Here is a 17686-nt window from a genome sequence, read left to right as displayed (position 1 = left end):
GCGTCGCGCGAGCGGCCTTCCGCATCCTCGGTGACGGTCCTGAAAACTGCTCATCCACAGGCCCCCACATGGCAGGTTCTGGCCAGTAATCTCGGCGTTCATGGAGCAGAGGCATCTCGGCCGCACCGGCCTGCGCGTGTCCAGGATCGGGCTCGGCACCCTCACCTGGGGCAGGGACACCGACGAGCACGACGCCGCGGACCTCTTGAAGACGTTCTGGGAGGCGGGCGGCACCCTCGTCGACACGGCGGACGTGTACGGCGACGGGGAGGCCGAGTACCTGCTGGGCCGGCTCATGGACGGGCTGGTCCCGCGCCGGGACCTGATCATCTCGACGAAGGCGGGCAGCGTCCCCGACCCGGACCGCCGCTTCGACGGCTCGCGCGGCCATCTGCTCTCCGCGCTGGACGCCTCGCTCACCCGGCTTGGCACCGAGTACGTCGACGTCTGGCACATCCACGCCTTCGACCCGTACACCCCGCTGGAGGAGACCCTCCAAGCCCTCGACCTGGCGGTCAGCAGCGGCCGTGCGCGCTACGCGGGCGTCTCCAACTTCTGTGGCTGGCAGCTCGCCAAGGCGGCGACCTGGCAGCTCGCGGCGCCCGGCATACGCACCCGGCTGGCCAGCACCCAGCTCGAGTACTCGCTGCTCCAGCGCGGTGTGGAACGCGAGGTGCTGCCGGCCGCGCTGGACCTGGGCATCGGCCTGCTGCCCTCCTCGCCGCTCGGCCGGGGCGTGCTGACGGGCAAGTACCGCGACGCGACACCGGCCGACTCGCGTGGCGCCTCGGAGCATCTGGCGCCGTTCGTCGCGCCGTACCTCGACGACACGGCGCGCCGCATCGTGGACGCCGTGCAGACGGCGGCCGACGGGCTGGCCGTCTCCCCGCTCCAGGTCGCCCTCGCCTGGGTCCGCGACCGGCCCGGAGTGACCGCGCCGGTCATAGGCGCGCGCAACGCACAGCAGCTCACGGCAGCGTTGTCAGTGGAGGCCCTTAGTCTTCCTGACGAGATCTGCCGGGCGCTCGACGACGTGTCGGCGCCCGTGCACCGCTATCCCGATCACGACTGGAGCATGCTGTGAGCACGGAGCCACCCGAGACCACGGAGGACACCGAGCCGGGGACGCCGGGGGCCGCGCCGCAGGGCGAGACCGCCACTTCGGTCCCGGAAGGTGAGAGCGCGGATCTTGCCGAGGACGCCGAGGGAGCGGCGCAGGAGTCGGAGGCCGAGGACGGCGACGGCGCGGCGCAACAGTCGGAACCCGACGACGGCAAGGGCGCGGCGCAGCCGTCGGAAGCCGACGACGGCGACGGCGCGGCGCAGCCGTCGGAGGCCGAGACCGAGCTTGCCGCGCAGCGGGTCGAGCGGGAGCGGATCGAGCGGCGCAAGGCCGAGCGGCGGGGGCCCATCGACAGCGGGGCCAAGCTCAGCGGGAAGGCGGCCGATCTGCTCGCGGCCGTACGGGCCGTGGAGAGCGGCGCGAAGCCCGCGGCCGCCGTCTTCAGCGAGCCGGAGCCACCGCGCCGCCCCGCCCCGGAGCCGGTACGCCGGCCGCAGCCGACGCCGGCGTCCGCCGCGCCGTCGGCCCCCGCGCCGGAGACCGTCGAGTCCGTACGGCGTGTGCTGGCCGACGGCGGTGCCCCCGAGGCGCTCGCCGCGCAGGCCGCCGCGGCGCTCGGCGAGGCGGCGGCCGACCGGCTCCGGGCGGACCCCTGGCAGTTGCTGCGGGTCGGCGGCGTACGGCCCGAGCAGGCCGACGGGTTCGCGCGGGCGCTGCTCGGCGCTCAGTGCGGGCCGGACGACGAGCGGCGCGGGCGGGCGGTCACCGGCTGGCTCCTGGAGCAGGCGGCGCTGGCCGGGCACACGGCCCTGGAGCTGCCGGCGCTCACCGCCGCGCTGGCGCAGCGGGGCGTGCCCGACGCCGATGGGGCCGTGCAGCACACCCTGGCCGAGGGCGAGGCCCTGGCCTTCCAGGACGCCCTGGACGAGCCCGGCGCCCCGGCGCAGGACGAGGAAGGCGACGAGGAGCGGCCCGTCAGGGTCCTCGTCGGTCTGGAGCGGTACGCGCTCGCGGAGGAGAGCCTCGCCGACGGACTGGCCCGTCTGATCAACTCGGTGCCGAAGCAGGACGGTTCGGCCGAGGAGTGGGAGCGGGCGGCGGCCGGCGCGGGCTCCGGCGCCGACCTGGTCCGCGCGGTCGCGGCGGGCGGCCTGGTCCTGCACACCGGCGGGGAGGCCTCCCGCGCCGAACCGGCGGCGCTGCTGGGCGCGGCGCGGGCCCTGGGGCTGCGGGCCTGGGCGGCGACGCACAGCCCGCTGGGCCGGGAGCGGTTCTCGGCGCTGCTCGCCCCGGAGTCGGCCCAGGCGCCCGGCGTCACCACCGTGGCCGGCCTGCTCTCCGGTGCCGAAGGGCCCGGGCGGGACGCGGAAGGGGCGTTCGACCTCGATCTGCTCGTGGTGCTGGACGCGCCGCAGTTGGACGTCGAGACGGCCGCGCTGCTCACCGAGTCGCTGCCGGACGGGGCCCGGCTAGTGCTGTCCGGGGATCCGGGGGTGCTGTGGTCGGCGGGGCCCGGGCGGGTGTTCGCCGATCTGCTGGCGGCGCGGGTCTGCCCGCAGATCGCCTCGCGGCGACCCGACCCCGGCCCGCTGGGCGAGCTGGTGTCCGGTATCGGCGTCGGTGAGCTGAACCAGGTCGAGGCGCCCGGCAAGGAGGTCGTGATCGTGCCCGTGCGGGACGCGGGCGAGGCCGTGCACCGCACCGTGCAGCTCGTCGCGGACTCGGTGCCGCGGGCGATCGGGGTGCCGGCCGAGGAGACGCAGGTGATCACGCCGGGCCACGGCGGCGCGGCGGGCACGCGTGCGCTCAACGCCGCGCTCAAGGAGCGGCTCAACCCCGGTCCCGGCCGCTTCGGGGGCTTCGACCCCGGTGACCGCGTCGCGTACTCCCCCGCGCCGGGCCGTACGGTCTGCGGCCAGGTGGTGAAGGCCGACGCCGAGGGACTGCACCTGTCCTGTGCGGGTGCGCGGGTGGTCGTGCCGAGGGAGCGGGTGGAGCAGTCCGTGCGGCACGGCTGGGCCCTGACCGCACACCAGGCGGCGGGCGGCCGGTGGGCGGCGGTGGTCGTGGTCCTGCCGGGCGACGCCGCGCAGGCGTTGAGCAGACCGTGGGTGTACACGGCGTTCGGGCGGGCGGAGCGGCACCTGTCCGTGGTGCACGGCGTGGAGCAGGCGCTGCCCCGGGCGGTCGCCGAGGTCCCGCCGAAGCCGCGCACGACCCGCCTGCCCGTCCTGCTCGGAACGCAGGTGCCGTCGACGGGTTGACCGGGCCGCACCGCATCACGCCCGCGCACGACAACGACGGCGGCCGTCACGCGACTCATCGTGACCGCCGCCGTCGTCGAACCGGCCGCGCCGTGTGTCAGCGATCCGCGTCCAGCGGTTCGAGATCGTCGTCCAGGTCCGTGCCGAGCTGGTCCTCGAGGTCGTCGGTGTCGTCGTCGGTGTCGTCTTCGATGTCCTCGTCGTCCAGGTCGTCGTCGAACACCGTGCTGACGTCGAAGCGGCACACCACCCGCTGCGGGTCGACCCCCTCGAAGGGCGTCTCCAGCCATTCACCGGGGTCGGCCTGGTCGTCCGCCGCGATCACCCAGAGCGTGGAGTCGCCCTCCTCCAGGCCGAACTCCTTGTGCCGGGAGGCGATCTCGTCCGGCTCGAACTCGCCGAACAGAAGGCCGAGCGCCCCGTGCACCGTGCCGGAGGCGTTCACGTCCGCGCCGTCGTCGTAGTCCGCCGCCTCGACCCGCTGGGCCTGCGCCAGCAGCCGCTGCGGCTCCGCCACCGCGTAGTCGCGGCGGATCAGCACGCTCAGCGCGTTCGGTTCCTCGGGGCCCGTGTACGGCGGCAGCGCGTCCTCCGTACCGGGGATCTCGAAGGGTGTGACCTCGTCGTAACGGTCGTAGAGCAGCTCGTCATAGGCCTCGGCGGCTGCGGCCAGCTCGTTGAACGCCTCGTAGACGGCCGGGTCGTCCTCACCCGACCGGCCTTCGACCGCGGCCAGGTGGCGGTCGAGTGCGGTCTTGACCGCCTCGGCGGCGGCGCGTACCTCGGCAGCGGTGGGCTGCACAGCATCAGACATAGTGCAGACGCTATCCGTACCGGGCCCCAGCCCGCACAATAGATGCGATGCCGGAATACGAATTTGTCGACGTGTACGTACCGCGCGGGGTCTCCCGCAAGGACGCCACACGCCTGCTGACGGACCATGCCGAGTACGGACACTGGGAATTGGACCGCCTGAGTCTGCTGCGCGACGGCAGCCGCAGGGTGCGGCTGCGCCGCAGGATCATCCGCCAGGTGCGGGCGACGTGGTGAGCTGAGGCGACGGACAGGAAGATGAAGATGCGGAGCGGGCCCCCGCCACGGCGGGGGCCCGCTCCGTTCGTACCGGAAGCCGGACCCGCGTCCCCTGCTCTACTGCGAGGGCCGTGCCTTGCGGTACAGCACGGCACCCGCCAGCAGCGCCCCCGCGCCGACCGGCAGCACGAGGCCCATCGGCAGGTCACTGCCGGTCCGGGCGAGCTGGGCCGCGCCCTCGGGCTGGGTGACGAAGTGGGTGCCCGGGTGGTTCGCGTGCGAGGCGCCGCCGCCCGGTGTCACGCCGCCCGTGCCGGGCGGCGTGCTCGGGGATCCGGGGTTGGCCGGCTCGACGGGGTTCTCCGGGCTGTCGGGGCCGCCGGGGTTACCGGGGTTACCGGGGTTTCCAGGGTCACCGGGGTGGCCCGGATTCCCCGGCTCCCCCGGGTTGCCGGGGTTCCCGGGGTTGCCCGGCTCCCCCGGCGGGGTCTGCTGGCCACCGCCCGGCGGAGTGTGCCCCCCGCCGTCGCCGCCGTTGGCGCAGTCGTTGCCCCTGCTGGAGTTCCCGATGCCGATGACGTCGACGCTGTTGCCGCAGACGTTGACCGGCACATGCACCGGCGCCTCGACGTGGTTGCCGGAGCCGATGCCGGGCGAGTCACTGGCGTGACCGTCGGACGACGCGCCGCCCCCGCCGTGGGAGCCGCCGCCCTGGTTGGCGCAGCTGTTGCCGATCGCCGGATTGAGCACCCCGACGACGTTGACGGTGTTGCCGCAGACGTTCGCGGAGACATCAACCGGCGCCTGCACCGTGTTGCCCGACAGCACGCCGGGCGAGTTCGAGCTGGAGCCGTGCGCCCCCGCGCCGGTCGCGTGGGCCGTGCCGCCCGCGGCGGCGATGACTCCGGTCGCGGCCGCCACGGTCATCAGGCCCTTGCGGGTGACCTGTCGCATTGCTGATTACCTGCCTTCGACCTTGTTCCGAAAGGACGACGTCGGACATTCGACCGACGTTCCGAAAAGGCCGGTCGGCCCCGGAGCGCATGGCACGCGCGCCGGGGCCGACGGGCTCAGCCCCTCTTCACGGGGCGAGGCACAACGTCACTTGTTGATGCAGGTGTTGCCGAAGGCGGGGTTCAGCAGACCGACCACGGAGACCGTGTTGCCGCAGACGTTCGCGGAGACATCAACCGGCGCCTGAACGACGTTGCCGGACAGGATGCCCGGGGAGTGCACCGCGGCACCCTGGGCACCGGAGTCGGCAACGGCCAGGCCCGCGCCCGCGAGAACCAGCCCACCGGTGGCAGCCGCAGCAGCGACGACCTTCTTGATCATTGTTCCTCCTTGTTGGCAATGCGATCACAAGTAGCTGATCGCATCACCTGTAACGAGGAGGAACTAATAGGGCTACGACCTGATGAGCGCGTTCACCCTCCCCGGCCACACCCCGTACAACTGGACGATTACAGGAGGGTCGTTTGAGCTATCCGTTCAGGACGCGTCGATGAAACGGTCGAGCACCCGCACGCCGAATTGCAGCCCGTCCACCGGCACCCGCTCGTCGACGCCGTGGAACATTCCGGCGAAGTCCAGCTCCGGCGGCAGCTTCAGCGGGGCGAAGCCGAACCCCCGGATGCCCAGGTCGTCGAAGGACTTGGCGTCCGTGCCGCCGGAGAGCATGTAGGGGACGGCCTTCGCGGCCGGGTCCTCGGCGACCAGCGCGGACTGCATGGCGTCCACCAGCGCCCCGTCGAAGCTGGTCTCGACGGCCTTGTCGGCGTGCACGTCCTCGCGCCTGACCTTGGGCCCGAGGATCTTGTCGAGGTCGGCGAGGAACTCCTCCTCGAACCCGGGCAGGAACCGGCCGTCGACATGGGCGGTGGCCTCGCCCGGGATGACGTTGACCTTGTAGCCGGCGCCGAGCTGGGTGGGGTTGGCGGTGTTGCTGAGGGTCGCGCCGATCAGCTTGGCGATGCCGCCGAGCCTGGCGAGGGTGCCCTCCATGTTCTCCGGGTCCAGCTCGGTGCCGAGGGCGTCGCCGAGCTCGTCCAGGAAGGCCCGGGTGGTCTTGGTGACCCGTACCGGGAACTTGTGCCGGCCGAGCCGCGCGACCGCCTCCGACAGCTCGGTGATCGCGTTGTCCCGGTGGATCATCGACCCGTGGCCCGCCGTGCCGGCCACGGTCAGCTTCATCCAGTGCATGCCCTTCTCGGCCGTCTGGATCAGATACAGCCGCCGCTGCTCGCTCACGGTGAACGAGAACCCGCCCACCTCGCTGATCGCCTCGGTGACGCCCTCGAAGAGGTCCGGGTGCTTGTCGACGAGGAACCGTGCGCCGAACTTGCCGCCGGCCTCCTCGTCGGCGAGGAACGCGAGCACGATGTCGCGCGGGGGCCTGCGGCCGCTGCGCAGCCGGTCGCGTACGACCGCCAGGGTCATCGCGTCCATGTCCTTCATGTCGACGGCCCCGCGCCCCCACACGCACCCGTCCGCGACCTCGCCGGAGAAGGGGTGGTGGGTCCAGTCGTCGGCGTTGGCCGGTACGACGTCGGTGTGGCCGTGGATGAGCAGCGCGGGCCTGGAGGGGTCCTCGCCCTCGATGCGCGCCACCGTGGAGGCGCGCCCGGGGTGCGACTCGAAGATCCGCGGTTCGAGGCCCACCTCGGCGAGCTTCTCGGCGACGTACTCGGCCGCCCCCCGTTCACCGGGCCCCGAGTGGTCGCCGTAGTTGCTGGTGTCGATCCGGATCAGCTCGCGGCAGAGGTCCACGACCTCGTCCTCGCCGGTGACGCCCCTGGTCGTGTCCGTCTCGCTCACGCTGCTTCCCTCCGCGCGGTCGATGCTGGTGTGCCCCCTCATCCTCCCCCCGACCACGGTCCGGCCCAAGAGCGGCCACGAGCCGTCACACGCCGTTCACGTCGCGACGGGGGGTGATCGGGGCCCCTCGAAAGCCTGGTAATGTTTCCTCTGTCGCCGCGGGGAAACCCCGCACGACAGACACCTTGTCCGGGTGGCGGAATGGCAGACGCGCTAGCTTGAGGTGCTAGTGCCCTTTATCGGGCGTGGGGGTTCAAGTCCCCCCTCGGACACTTAGTGAAACCCCTGTCAACCAGGGGTTTCTTGCTTTTCCGGGGCCGCCGGGGGCCTTCTGCGGCCGTCGGCCGCGAGCAGGGCGATCACCGCCAGTGCCGCGAGCAGGATGATCACCAGGGCCAGGACCGTCGCGGGTGTGGGGTTGTTCCACAGCGCGAACAGCAGGGTGATCAGCAGCAGGACGCCGATCGTGAGCGCGCCGCGGTGGGCCGCCGTCCAGGTCCCGACCGCTCCGGTGGTGATGCCGCGGGAGTCGGCCCACCGGGCGGTGCCGTCGGCGCCCTGTTCGACCCGGCCGCGCACCGCGCGCGGGAGGCGTCCGGGGCCGACGAGGTAGGCGCCGAGGGCGACGACCACGCCGAGCACGATCACGGTGCGCAGGGTGACCCGCAGGAAGCGCAGGAGGGTGTCGAAGACCGCGGCCGCCGCTGGCTCGGACAGGACGGTCCGCGACAGGTGGTGGAGGCAGGAGCGGCGGGCTACGAGGGGGCCGACGGCGACGATGAGACGGCCCAGGGCCGCCTTCGCCAAGGCGCGACGGCGACGGTGGGTCACCAAGACCCCCGCCGCCGACTCGGACAGAACGGTCTGCGGCAGGTGGTCGAGGTATTGACGTCCTCGTCCGCCTCAAGGCGGACGATTCCGGTCCGCACCGCTCTGCGGTACCACCACGGGTTCCTGCTTCACGGGCCCTTGCCGGTCTCCGGGGAGATCGGTCTTACATGGGCTTCCACAGGCGTCACTTTCCGCCCGTCCGGCGGTAGGTCCGTCAACTCCGTTGTCGGACAAGGCGACTTTAGCACCGCCGCTGCGACCCTTCGGGCCGTCTGGGCGAGGATGCCCTACACATCCACCCTGAAGGGGGGAGCACCGGGCATCAGTTCGGGAAGCGGGTCACCACCCGCTCCGCCGCGGCGTTCACGGTCGCCGTTCACCTGGGGGCCAGTGCCTTGACCGCCCCCGAGGCGCGGGGGCGGCAGTCCCTGCGACTGAAGCCAGGCCGCGATGTCGGCGGTCACCTGCTCGCCGTTGACACGTACGTCCACCGCGTCGACGAGCCGGTCGTGCACGGCGTCCTCGATGGCGGGGTCGGAGGCGAGCGGCTCCATGGTCCTGACGTAGCGGTCGGCGTCGAGGGCGATGTCGTGCACCCACACCGTGATCACGGTGACCGGGACCAGGACGCAGGCGAGGACGATCAGAACCGCCGACGCGGTGCGGCGCAGGACCCTGCCCGTACGGCCGCGCTGTGGTGGGTTCGACATCCGTCCTCCGGCATCGGGGCACCGCCGCGGCCACCCGCGGTCCGAGTCCATTCCCGCCGAACCCGAGGGCTCCGGCACCCCGGAGTGGGCCATCCGGACGCTGTGTCCACCGCCCCGTCACGCACTGTGTGGGGGATGTCTCGTCCATCGAAGATCACCAGGTCAGCGCCCGTGGGGCGGGCTCCACAGGGCCCCGGACAGCCGTCCCGGGTGGCCGGACCACGGCCCCGAACCTAGCGTCGTACTAAAATTTCCGGCTTGTTACGGAGCTGGAGCCGGACAACCCCAGGCAGACCTGCGGGCCCGCCAGCGCCCCGGAGGCATCCGGGATCGAGACGCGAGGACCGGATGGCAGCGATTCACGAGAGCGATGCTCTCGGCCTGCTCGACGAAGAGATCCGCGAGAAGTTCGGCGACAGGGCACGTTTCTCCGGAGGTCCGGCGGCCTCCCCCCGCACGCTGGTCGACATCTTCGACGCGTCCGTGCGGTCGTACCCGGGCGAGCCGGCGCTGGACGACGGCACGAGCACCCTGACCTACCGGGCGCTGGCCGTCGAGGTGGAGCGACTGCGGCGTGCGCTCGCCGCGGCCGGGGTCGGGCGCGGCGACCGGGTGGGCGTGCGGGTGCCGTCCGGCACCAATGACCTGTACGTCGCGATCCTGGCCGTGCTCGCGGCCGGTGCCGCCTATGTCCCCGTGGACGCCGAGGACCCGGACGAGCGGGCCGAGCTGGTGTTCGGGGAGGCGGACGTACGGGCCGTCGTCGGGGCCGGGCACGAGCTGACCGTGCACTCGCGCGGCGACGTTCCCGCCGCGCGTCCCGGCGTCGAGGACGACGCGTGGATCATCTTCACCTCCGGTTCGACGGGCAGACCGAAGGGCGTCGCCGTCTCGCACCGCAGTGCCGCCGCGTTCGTGGACGCCGAGGCCGCGCTGTTCCTCACCGAGGAGCCGATCGGGCCCGGGGACCGGGTGATGGCGGGTCTTTCGGTGGCGTTCGACGCGTCCTGCGAGGAGATGTGGCTGGCCTGGCGGTACGGCGCCTGTCTGGTGCCGGTGCCGCGCTCGCAGGTCAGGAGCGGTGCCGATCTCGGACCGTGGCTGGTGGAGCAGGAGATCACGGTCGTGTCGACCGTGCCCACGCTGGCCGCGCTCTGGGAGCCGGAGGCCCTGGGCGACGTACGGCTGCTGATCTTCGGCGGTGAGGCGTGCCCGCCCGAGCTGACGCAGCGGCTGGTGACCGAGGGGCGCGAGGTCTGGAACACGTACGGGCCGACCGAGGCGACCGTCGTGGCGTGTGCGTCGCTGATGGGCGGTGCGGAGCCGATCCGGATCGGGCTGCCGCTGAACGGCTGGGAGCTGGCCGTCGTCGACGAGGCCGGGGAGCCGGTGCCGATGGGCGGCAGTGGTCAGCTCGTCATCGGCGGGGTGGGGCTCGCGCGGTATCTCGACGCCGAGAAGGACGCGGAGAAGTACGCGCCGCTTCAGTCGCTGGGCTGGGAGCGGGCGTACCGCAGTGGTGACCTCGTCAGGGCGGAGCCGGAGGGGCTGGTCTTCCTCGGGCGGGCCGACGAGCAGATCAAGCTCGGCGGGCGGCGGATCGAGCTGGGTGAGGTGGATGCCGCGTTGCAGGCGCTGCCCGGGGTGGCCGGTGCGGCTGCTGCCGTGCGGACCGCGCGCAGTGGCAACCAGCTCCTCGTCGGGTACGTCGTCACGCAGGACGGCTGGGACCAGGCGGTGGCGGTGGAGAAGCTGCGGGCGGAGCTGCCCGCCGCGCTGGTGCCGCTGCTGGCGCCGGTCGAGGATCTGCCGACCCGCACGAGCGGCAAGGTGGACCGCGGCGCCCTGCCCTGGCCCCTGGAGGGCCTCGAGACGGGCGGTCGCGCCGAGCAGTTGTACGGCACCGAGGCCTGGCTCGCCGAGCAGTGGACCGCGGTGCTCGGCATCCCGGTCACCGGCGCCGGCGACGACTTCTTCGCGATCGGCGGCGGCAGCCTGGCCGCGGCGCAGCTCACGACGCGGCTGCGGACCCGGTATCCGAGCGCGGCGGTGCTGGACATCTATCAGCAGCCGGTGCTGCGCAAGCTGGCCCGGCGCCTTGAGGAGTCCGCGCAGGACGACGGGGCGCAGCGGATCGTCACGCCGGTGCCCCGGCGTGCGCAACTGGTCCAACTGCTGCTGCTCGCTCCGCTGTTCACGCTGCTCGGCCTGCGCTGGACGGTCGCGCTGGCCGCACTCGGCAATCTGCTGCCCGGCTACGGGTGGCTGCCGACGGCGCCCTGGTGGCTGCTCGCGGTCGGGGCCGTGGTGCTGTTCAGCCCGCCGGGACGGCTGGCGCTGGCCGCCGGGGGTGCGCGGCTGCTGCTCAGGGGCGTGAAGCCCGGCCGGTATCCACGCGGTGGCAGCGTCCATCTGCGGCTGTGGAGCGCCGAGCGGCTGTCCGAGTTCACCGGGGCGACCTCGCTGACCGGGGCCTGGCTGGAGCGGTACGCGCGGGCGCTGGGCGCCAGGGTCGGGCCCGAGGTCGACCTGCACTCGCTGCCGCCGGTCACCGGGCTGCTCAAGCTGGGGCGCGGGGCGGCGGTCGAGTCCGAGGTGGATCTGTCCGGGTACTGGCTGGACGGGGACCGGCTGGAGATCGGCGCCGTGAAGGTGGGCGCGCATGCCGTGGTCGGCACGCGCAGCATGCTCTTCCCGGGCGCCCGGGTGGGCAAGCGGGCCGAGGTGGCGCCGGGTTCGGCGGTCACCGGGCAGATTCCCACCGGTCAGCGGTGGGCGGGCGCGCCCGCCGTCAAGCTGGGCAAGGCCAAGCGCAACTGGCCCAAGGAGCGGCCGCGGCGGGGCACGTACTGGCGGGCGATGTACGGCCTGACGGGCTTCGCGCTCAGCGCGCTGCCGGTGCTGGCGGGGGCTGCCGCGTTCCTCGTGGCCCGGGTGTTCTTCACGCCGGACGCGCCGCTGACGGGCGCCGCGCTGGCCCTCGTACCGGCGACGCTCGCCTTCGGGGCGGCGTACGCGCTGCTGATCCTGATCGGCGTACGGCTGCTGAGCCTCGGCCTGCGGGAGGGCACGCATCCCACGCACAGCCGGGTCGGCTGGCAGGCCTGGACCGTCACCCAGTTGATGGACCGCTCGCGCGAGACCCTGTTCCCGCTGTACGCCGGGCTGGTCACGCCGGTGTGGCTGCGGCTGCTCGGGATGCGTATCGGGCGCGGTGCCGAGGTGTCGACGGTGCTGGCGCTGCCGAGCCTGACGACGGTCGGCGAGGGCGCGTTCCTGGCCGACGACACGCTGACCGCGCCGTACGAACTCGGCGGCGGCTGGATGCGGATCGGGCGGGCTCAGATCGGGCGGCGGGCCTTCCTCGGGAACTCGGGGATGACCGCGCCGGGCCGGAGCGTGCCGGACGGCGGGCTGGTCGGGGTGCTGTCGGCGACGCCGAAGAAGGCCAAGAAGGGCACGTCGTATCTGGGGCTGCCGCCGGTGAAGCTGCCGCGCAGCGCCGCCGACGGCGACCAGAGCCGGACGTACGACCCGCCGGCCCGGCTGCTGTGGGCGCGCGGGCTGGTGGAGCTGTGCCGGATCGTGCCGGTGTTCTGCTCGGCGGGGCTGGCGGTGCTGACCATCGCCGCGCTGTGTGCGCTGGGGGTCTGGGCGCCGCTGCTGTCGGGGCTCGTGCTGCTCGCGGCGGGTGCCGCGGCCGGGCTGGTGTCGATCGTGGCGAAGTGGCTGCTGGTGGGGCGGCATCACAGCGGCGAGCATCCGCTGTGGTCCTCCTTCGTGTGGCGCAACGAGCTGGCGGACACCTTCGTCGAGGTGCTCGCGGTGCCGTGGCTGGCGGGTTCGGTGCCGGGTACGCCGGTGATGACGGCGTGGCTTCGAGGGCTCGGCGCGCGTATCGGCAAGGGGGTGTGGGTCGAGAGCTACTGGCTGCCGGAGACGGATCTGGTGGCCCTTGAGGACGCGGCCACCGTCAATCGGGGCTGTGTGCTCCAGACCCACCTCTTCCACGACCGGATCTTGCGGACGGATACTGTGGTCCTCCGTGAGGGCGCGACGCTGGGTCCTGGCGGGATCGTCCTGCCCGGCAGCGCGATCGGGGCCCGTACGACGCTGGGTCCCGCGTCGCTGGTGATGGCGGCGGAGTCGGTCCCCGACGACACCCGTTGGCTCGGCAATCCGATCGAGGCATGGCGTCCCTGAGCGCGGCCCACGACGGGCCGGACAGCGGTGGGCCGGCACGGAGTGGCAGCAGCAACGCGCAGGGAGCACAGACAGCGGTGGCAGTTCAGCAGGCGGCGGGCGCGGACCCGTACTTCCCGGAGCACGGCGACCCGCGGTACCGGGTGCACCGGTACGAGCTGGCGCTGGACTACCGCCCCGGCCCGAACCGGCTGTCGGGGACGGCCCGCATCAACGCCATCGCGGGACGGGCGCCGCTGCCCGAGTTCGTGCTGAACCTGGCGGGCTTCCGGATCGGGCGGGTCCGGGTGGACGGACGGCAGCCGCACTACACCCACCGCGGCGGCAGGCTGCGCGTGCGCCCCGCCAAGCCGGTCCGCGCCGGGGCGGCCTTCACGGTCGAGGTGCACTGGTCGGGCAATCCCAAGCCGGTGAACAGCCCCTGGGGCGGGCTCGGCTGGGAGGAGCTGGAGGACGGGGCGCTGGTGGCGAGCCAGCCGATCGGGGCGCCGTCGTGGTACCCGTGCAACGACCGGCCCGCCGACAAGGCGTCGTACCAGATCTCGGTCACCACGCCGTCGGCGTACGCGGTGGTGGCGGGCGGGCGCCTGCTGACCCGGACGACGAAGGCCTCGACCACGACGTGGGTGTACGAGCAGTCGGCGCCGACGTCCAGCTATCTGGTCGGCCTGTCGATCGGCAAGTACCAGACGGTGCTGCTGGGCGACCCGGGCCTGGGCGGGGTGCCGCAGCACGGGCACATCCCGGCGCATCTGCTGGGTGACTTCTCGCGGGACTTCGCGCGTCAGCCGCAGATGATGGAGGTCTTCCAGGAGCTGTTCGGGCCCTACCCGTTCGACGAGTACGCGGTCGTGGTGACCGAGGAGGAGCTCGATGTGCCCGTCGAGGCACAGGGGTTGTCGCTGTTCGGCGCCAACCACGTGGACGGGGCGCGGGGTTCGGAGCGGCTGGTCGCGCACGAGCTGGCGCACCAGTGGTTCGGCAACAGCGTGTCCATCGCGGACTGGCGGCACATCTGGCTGAACGAGGGGTTCGCGAAGTACGCGGAGTGGCTGTGGTCGGAGCGCTCGGGCGGGCGTACCGCGCAGCAACTCGCCGCCGCCGCACACCGGTTGCTGGCGTCGCAGCCACAGGATCTGCGACTGCGGGATCCGGGCCGCAAGTCGATGTTCGACGACCGCCTCTACGAACGCGGCGGCCTCGTCCTGCACGCGGTGCGCTGCGCCCTGGGCGACATCGCCTTCTTCCGCATGCTGCGTGGCTGGGCCCAGCTGCACCGGGGCGGGTCGGTGACGACGGCCGCCCTGGTCGCGCATGTGGCCCGGTTCACGCCGGAGCCGGTGGAGGAGCTGTTCAAGCAGTGGGTGTACGGCACGGCGCTACCACCGCTGCCAGAGGCCCGGACACGGGCGGCGGGCTAGCAGCGGCCCCAAAGGGGCGCGGGGCGGTATCGACAAGCGGCTCCGCCGCGGGGCGCGACCAGCCACAACCGCGCCGCAGACGACCGACTACCATCGCGGCCGCTCCAGCGGAGCGCTTGGCACAATGGCGGCCATGACCACGCGTCCCTGCCCGTGCGGGCTGTCCAAGGCCTACGGCGAGTGCTGCGGCCGTTTCCACGCCGGTCAGGCCGCCGCGCCCACCGCCGAGGCGCTGATGCGGTCGCGGTACAGCGCGTTCGTCAAGGGCGATGCGGCGTACCTGCTGCGCACCTGGCATCCGCGGACGCGGCCCGCGCGGCTGGAGCTCGATCCGGGGATGCGGTGGACCGGGCTGGAGATCCTGGGGACGACGGACGGCTCGGCGTTCCACACCACGGGGACCGTGACCTTCCGGGCCTCGTACCGGGGTGGGTCACTGCATGAGCGCAGCCGGTTCGAGCGGGTCGACGGGGCGTGGGTGTACGTCGACGGGGAGTTCCTGAGCTAGGGCGCCAGGATGTCCAGTTCCTGAAGCGCCCCGACCGTGATCTCGCGGACCAGGTGCTCCGCTCGCACCGCGTCGCCGGCGCGGATCGCCTCCGCGACCTGGACGTGCAGGGTGACCGCCGCCGGGTCGGGGTCCTCGAACATGACCTCGTGGTGGGTGCGGCCCGCGAGGACCTCGGCGACCACGTCGCCCAGGCGCGCGAACATCTCGTTGCCGGAGGCGGTGAGGATGACGCGGTGGAAGGCGATGTCGTGGACGAGGTAGCCCTCCAGTTGGTGGCCGCGTGAGTGGGCGACCATCCCCAGGGCGCACTCGGTGAGTTCGGCGCACTGCTCGGCGGTGGCGTGCTTCGCCGCCAGGCCGGCGGCCACCGGTTCGATCGCCGAGCGCAGGACCGTGAGCGAGCGCAGTTGCCCGGGACGGTCGGCGCCGGCCAGACGCCAGCGGATGACCTGGGGATCGTAGACGTTCCACTCGGCCTTCGGGCGGACCGTCACGCCCACCCGGCGGCGGGACTCCACCAGGTGCATGGACTCCAGGACGCGGACCGCCTCGCGCATCACCGAGCGGGACACGTCGAAGCGCTGCGCCAGTTCGTCGGTGCGCAGCACGCTGCCGGGCGGGTACTCGCCGGCGGTGATCGCGGGGCCGAGTGTTTCCAGTACATGGCCGTGCAGACCCCGGCCCGTGGTGGTCATGTACTCAGCGTACGTGGTGGATCACGGATCCAAAAAGTCAGACTTATAAGTCACAGCCTCTTGAATTCGTCGTACCTAATGGGTTTCAGTGTCCGTCGACATCACGTGTCGACGGACACCTGCGCAGACAGTGAGGCAGCGATGAGTACCCCCCATGTCGTCGTGGTCATGGGCGTAGCGGGCACCGGAAAGACCACCATCGGTCCCCTGCTCGCGGCCCGGCTCGGCGTCCCCTACGCCGAGGGCGACGACTTCCACCCGCCGGCCAACATCGCCAAGATGTCGGCCGGCACCCCGCTCGACGACGACGACAGGTGGCCCTGGCTGGATGGCATCGGCACCTGGGCGCACGGGCGGGCCGGGCTCGGCGGGGTGGTCAGTTGCTCGGCGCTGAAGCGGTCGTACCGTGACCGGCTGCGGGCCGCCGCGCCGGGCCTGGTGTTCGTGCACCTCGCGGGGGACCGCGCGGTCATCGAGGACCGGATGTCGCACCGGCAGGGGCATTTCATGCCGACCGCGCTGCTCGACTCCCAGTTCGCCACGCTCCAGCCGCTCCAGGCGGACGAGGCCGGAGTCGTCGTGGATGTGTCGGGCAGCCCCGAGGAGATCGCCGAACGGGCCATGTCGGCCCTGACGACGCTCCCCGAGGCGAGCGCTTAGCCCCTCCCCCTCTCTCCGTCCTCCCCGTACTGCAAGGGAACCCCCGTGACCAGACTCAGCGTCGAGATGCTGGCAGCGGACACCGTCGAGCCCATCACCTCGGCCGGCCACGCCCAACTGGGCATCGCCGTGCTGGCGGGCATCGCCGTCATCGTGCTGCTCATCACCCAGTTCAAGCTCCACGCCTTCCTGTCGCTGACCCTCGGCTCGCTGGCGCTCGGCGCCATCGCCGGGGCGCCGCTCGACAAGGTCATCACCAGCTTCACCGCCGGGCTCGGCTCCACGGTCGCCGGCGTGGGCGTGCTGATCGCGCTCGGCGCGATGCTCGGCAAGATGCTCGCCGACTCCGGCGGCGCCGACCAGATCGTCGACACCATCCTCGCCAAGGCGGGCGGCCGTTCGATGCCGTGGGCGATGGTGCTCATCGCCTCGGTGATCGGGCTGCCGCTGTTCTTCGAGGTCGGCGTCGTGCTGCTGATCCCGGTCGTGCTGATGGTCGCCAAGCGCGGCAACTACTCGCTGATGCGCATCGGCATCCCGGCGCTCGCCGGTCTGTCCGTGATGCACGGCCTGGTGCCGCCGCACCCCGGCCCGCTGGTCGCCATCGACGCGGTGGACGCCAACCTCGGGGTCACGCTGGCGCTCGGCGTCCTGGTCGCCATACCGACGGTGATCATCGCCGGCCCGGTGTTCTCCCGGTACGCGGCCCGCTGGGTGGACGTCCCGGCCCCCGAGCGCATGCTGAGCTCAACTGGGGGTTCCCCCCAGACCCCCGCGCAGCGCGCCTCCGAGGACCTGGACCGGCGTCCCGGCTTCGGCGCGACGCTGGCCACCATCCTGCTCCCCGTCGTCCTGATGCTGTCCAAGGCACTGGTCGACATCGTCGTCGACGACCCCGAGAACACCGTCCAGCGGGTCTTCGACGTCATCGGCTCCCCGCTGATCGCCCTGCTGGCCTCCGTGCTCGTCGGCATCTTCACCCTGCTCAGGCCCGCCGGGTTCGGCAAGCGGCGCATCTCGCCGCTGGTCGAGAAGAGCCTCGCGCCCATCGCGGGCATCCTGCTGATCGTCGGCGCGGGCGGCGGCTTCAAGCAGACGCTGATCGACACCGGCGTGGGCCAGATGGTCCTCGACATCTCCGAGGACTGGTCGATCCCGGCGCTGCTGCTGGCCTGGCTGATCGCGGTGGCGATCCGGCTGGCGACGGGTTCGGCGACGGTGGCCACGGTCTCCGCGGCCGGTCTGGTCGCCCCGCTCGCGGCCGACATGTCGACGACCCACGCGGCCCTGCTCGTCCTGGCCATCGGAGCCGGCTCGCTGTTCTTCAGCCATGTCAACGACGCGGGCTTCTGGATGGTGAAGGAGTACTTCGGCCTCAGCGTCGGCCAGACCATCAAGACCTGGTCCGTCATGGAGACGATCATCTCGGTGGTCGCCGGTGGTGTGGTCCTGCTGCTCTCGCTGATCATTTAGCGCTAC

15 protein-coding genes and 1 tRNA gene are annotated in these 17686 nt (G+C 72.5%); 9 read left to right on the top strand and 7 right to left on the bottom strand.

The annotated features are described in order from the left end of the window. Positions 1–100: 100 nt before the first annotated feature. Positions 101–1084, top strand: coding sequence for an aldo/keto reductase (locus ACP4J3_RS13725; protein WP_426533917.1), 984 nt, complete (start codon positions 101–103; stop codon positions 1082–1084). Further along, entirely contained in the window at positions 1081–3327 is a 2247-nt protein-coding gene (locus tag ACP4J3_RS13720; protein WP_426533915.1) for a helix-hairpin-helix domain-containing protein, read from the top strand. Before ACP4J3_RS13725 ends, ACP4J3_RS13720 begins: the two co-directional genes overlap by 4 nt. Before the next feature lie 97 nt (positions 3328–3424). Here ACP4J3_RS13720 and ACP4J3_RS13715 read toward each other — a convergent pair whose 3' ends face one another. Then, on the bottom strand, positions 3425–4141 hold the full coding sequence (locus tag ACP4J3_RS13715) for a hypothetical protein (protein ID WP_426533913.1): 717 nt from the start codon (positions 4139–4141) through the stop codon (positions 3425–3427). Positions 4142–4188: 47 nt separating this feature from the next. On the opposite strand from ACP4J3_RS13715, the gene ACP4J3_RS13710 reads away from it, so the two are divergent. Next, complete coding sequence (locus ACP4J3_RS13710; protein ID WP_005485166.1) at positions 4189–4377, top strand: DUF5703 family protein; 189 nt, start codon at positions 4189–4191, stop codon at positions 4375–4377. A gap of 99 nt (positions 4378–4476) precedes the next feature. Here the strand turns inward: ACP4J3_RS13710 and ACP4J3_RS13705 are convergent, their stop codons facing one another. The 3 genes from ACP4J3_RS13705 to ACP4J3_RS13695 form a co-directional block, all read right to left on the bottom strand. After that, positions 4477–5313, bottom strand: a complete 837-nt coding sequence (locus tag ACP4J3_RS13705; RefSeq protein ID WP_426533910.1) for a chaplin — start codon at positions 5311–5313, stop codon at positions 4477–4479. 147 nt (positions 5314–5460) lie between these two features. Then, on the bottom strand, positions 5461–5694 hold the full coding sequence (chpH, locus tag ACP4J3_RS13700) for a chaplin ChpH (RefSeq protein ID WP_426533908.1): 234 nt from the start codon (positions 5692–5694) through the stop codon (positions 5461–5463). A gap of 156 nt (positions 5695–5850) precedes the next feature. Beyond that, positions 5851–7176 (bottom strand): M20/M25/M40 family metallo-hydrolase, encoded by a 1326-nt coding sequence (locus tag ACP4J3_RS13695; protein ID WP_426533906.1) that lies wholly within the window; start codon positions 7174–7176, stop codon positions 5851–5853. A gap of 187 nt (positions 7177–7363) precedes the next feature. Here ACP4J3_RS13695 and ACP4J3_RS13690 point away from each other — a divergent pair. Then, a tRNA-Leu gene (locus tag ACP4J3_RS13690) sits at positions 7364–7448 on the top strand. 16 nt (positions 7449–7464) lie between these two features. Here the strand turns inward: ACP4J3_RS13690 and ACP4J3_RS13685 are convergent. Together ACP4J3_RS13685 and ACP4J3_RS13680 are read right to left on the bottom strand one after the other, a co-directional pair. After that, positions 7465–7983 (bottom strand): hypothetical protein, encoded by a 519-nt coding sequence (locus ACP4J3_RS13685; RefSeq protein WP_426533904.1) that lies wholly within the window; start codon positions 7981–7983, stop codon positions 7465–7467. Between the two features lie 311 nt (positions 7984–8294). Next, entirely contained in the window at positions 8295–8717 is a 423-nt protein-coding gene (locus ACP4J3_RS13680) for a hypothetical protein (protein WP_426533902.1), read from the bottom strand. Between the two features lie 348 nt (positions 8718–9065). On the opposite strand from ACP4J3_RS13680, the gene ACP4J3_RS13675 reads away from it, so the two are divergent. The 3 genes from ACP4J3_RS13675 to ACP4J3_RS13665 all read left to right on the top strand — a co-directional run bounded on the left by ACP4J3_RS13675 (position 9066) and on the right by ACP4J3_RS13665 (position 14849). After that, positions 9066–12920 (top strand): Pls/PosA family non-ribosomal peptide synthetase, encoded by a 3855-nt coding sequence (locus ACP4J3_RS13675; RefSeq protein ID WP_426533900.1) that lies wholly within the window; start codon positions 9066–9068, stop codon positions 12918–12920. Between the two features lie 77 nt (positions 12921–12997). Then, positions 12998–14341 (top strand): M1 family metallopeptidase, encoded by a 1344-nt coding sequence (locus ACP4J3_RS13670; protein WP_426533898.1) that lies wholly within the window; start codon positions 12998–13000, stop codon positions 14339–14341. Positions 14342–14474: 133 nt separating this feature from the next. Next, positions 14475–14849: a YchJ family protein gene (locus ACP4J3_RS13665; RefSeq protein ID WP_426533896.1), complete on the top strand. Its 375-nt coding sequence runs from the start codon at positions 14475–14477 to the stop codon at positions 14847–14849. Here the strand turns inward: ACP4J3_RS13665 and ACP4J3_RS13660 are convergent. Beyond that, complete coding sequence (locus ACP4J3_RS13660; protein WP_426533894.1) at positions 14846–15547, bottom strand: FadR/GntR family transcriptional regulator; 702 nt, start codon at positions 15545–15547, stop codon at positions 14846–14848. The two genes, ACP4J3_RS13665 and ACP4J3_RS13660, sit on opposite strands and share 4 nt — an antisense overlap. Positions 15548–15688: 141 nt before the next feature. Here ACP4J3_RS13660 and ACP4J3_RS13655 point away from each other — a divergent pair, with 141 nt between their 5' ends. Both ACP4J3_RS13655 and ACP4J3_RS13650 read left to right on the top strand, forming a co-directional pair. Continuing rightward, positions 15689–16207, top strand: a complete 519-nt coding sequence (locus ACP4J3_RS13655; RefSeq protein ID WP_426533892.1) for a gluconokinase — start codon at positions 15689–15691, stop codon at positions 16205–16207. A 45-nt stretch (positions 16208–16252) separates the two neighbouring features. Then, complete coding sequence (locus tag ACP4J3_RS13650) at positions 16253–17680, top strand: GntP family permease (RefSeq protein ID WP_426533890.1); 1428 nt, start codon at positions 16253–16255, stop codon at positions 17678–17680. Positions 17681–17686 lie beyond the last annotated feature (6 nt).

Origin of the sequence: Streptomyces sp. UG1, assembly GCF_049974585.1 — a bacterium.
Classification (GTDB): domain Bacteria; phylum Actinomycetota; class Actinomycetes; order Streptomycetales; family Streptomycetaceae; genus Streptomyces.
This window is presented reverse-complemented; position numbering and strand designations above follow the sequence as displayed.

What these genes read in the sequence shown, in the direction of transcription:
- ACP4J3_RS13715 (WP_426533913.1), bottom strand. Translation starts at nt 4,141, where the DNA reads ATGTCTGATGCTGTGCAGCCCACCGCTGCCGAGGTACGCGCCGCCGCC.
- ACP4J3_RS13665 (WP_426533896.1), top strand. Translation starts at nt 14,475, where the DNA reads ATGACCACGCGTCCCTGCCCGTGCGGGCTGTCCAAGGCCTACGGCGAG.
- ACP4J3_RS13680 (WP_426533902.1), bottom strand. Translation starts at nt 8,717, where the DNA reads ATGTCGAACCCACCACAGCGCGGCCGTACGGGCAGGGTCCTGCGCCGC.
- ACP4J3_RS13705 (WP_426533910.1), bottom strand. Translation starts at nt 5,313, where the DNA reads ATGCGACAGGTCACCCGCAAGGGCCTGATGACCGTGGCGGCCGCGACC.
- ACP4J3_RS13710 (WP_005485166.1), top strand. Translation starts at nt 4,189, where the DNA reads ATGCCGGAATACGAATTTGTCGACGTGTACGTACCGCGCGGGGTCTCC.
- ACP4J3_RS13725 (WP_426533917.1), top strand. Translation starts at nt 101, where the DNA reads ATGGAGCAGAGGCATCTCGGCCGCACCGGCCTGCGCGTGTCCAGGATC.
- chpH (WP_426533908.1), bottom strand. Translation starts at nt 5,694, where the DNA reads ATGATCAAGAAGGTCGTCGCTGCTGCGGCTGCCACCGGTGGGCTGGTT.
- ACP4J3_RS13660 (WP_426533894.1), bottom strand. Translation starts at nt 15,547, where the DNA reads ATGACCACCACGGGCCGGGGTCTGCACGGCCATGTACTGGAAACACTC.
- ACP4J3_RS13675 (WP_426533900.1), top strand. Translation starts at nt 9,066, where the DNA reads ATGGCAGCGATTCACGAGAGCGATGCTCTCGGCCTGCTCGACGAAGAG.
- ACP4J3_RS13655 (WP_426533892.1), top strand. Translation starts at nt 15,689, where the DNA reads ATGAGTACCCCCCATGTCGTCGTGGTCATGGGCGTAGCGGGCACCGGA.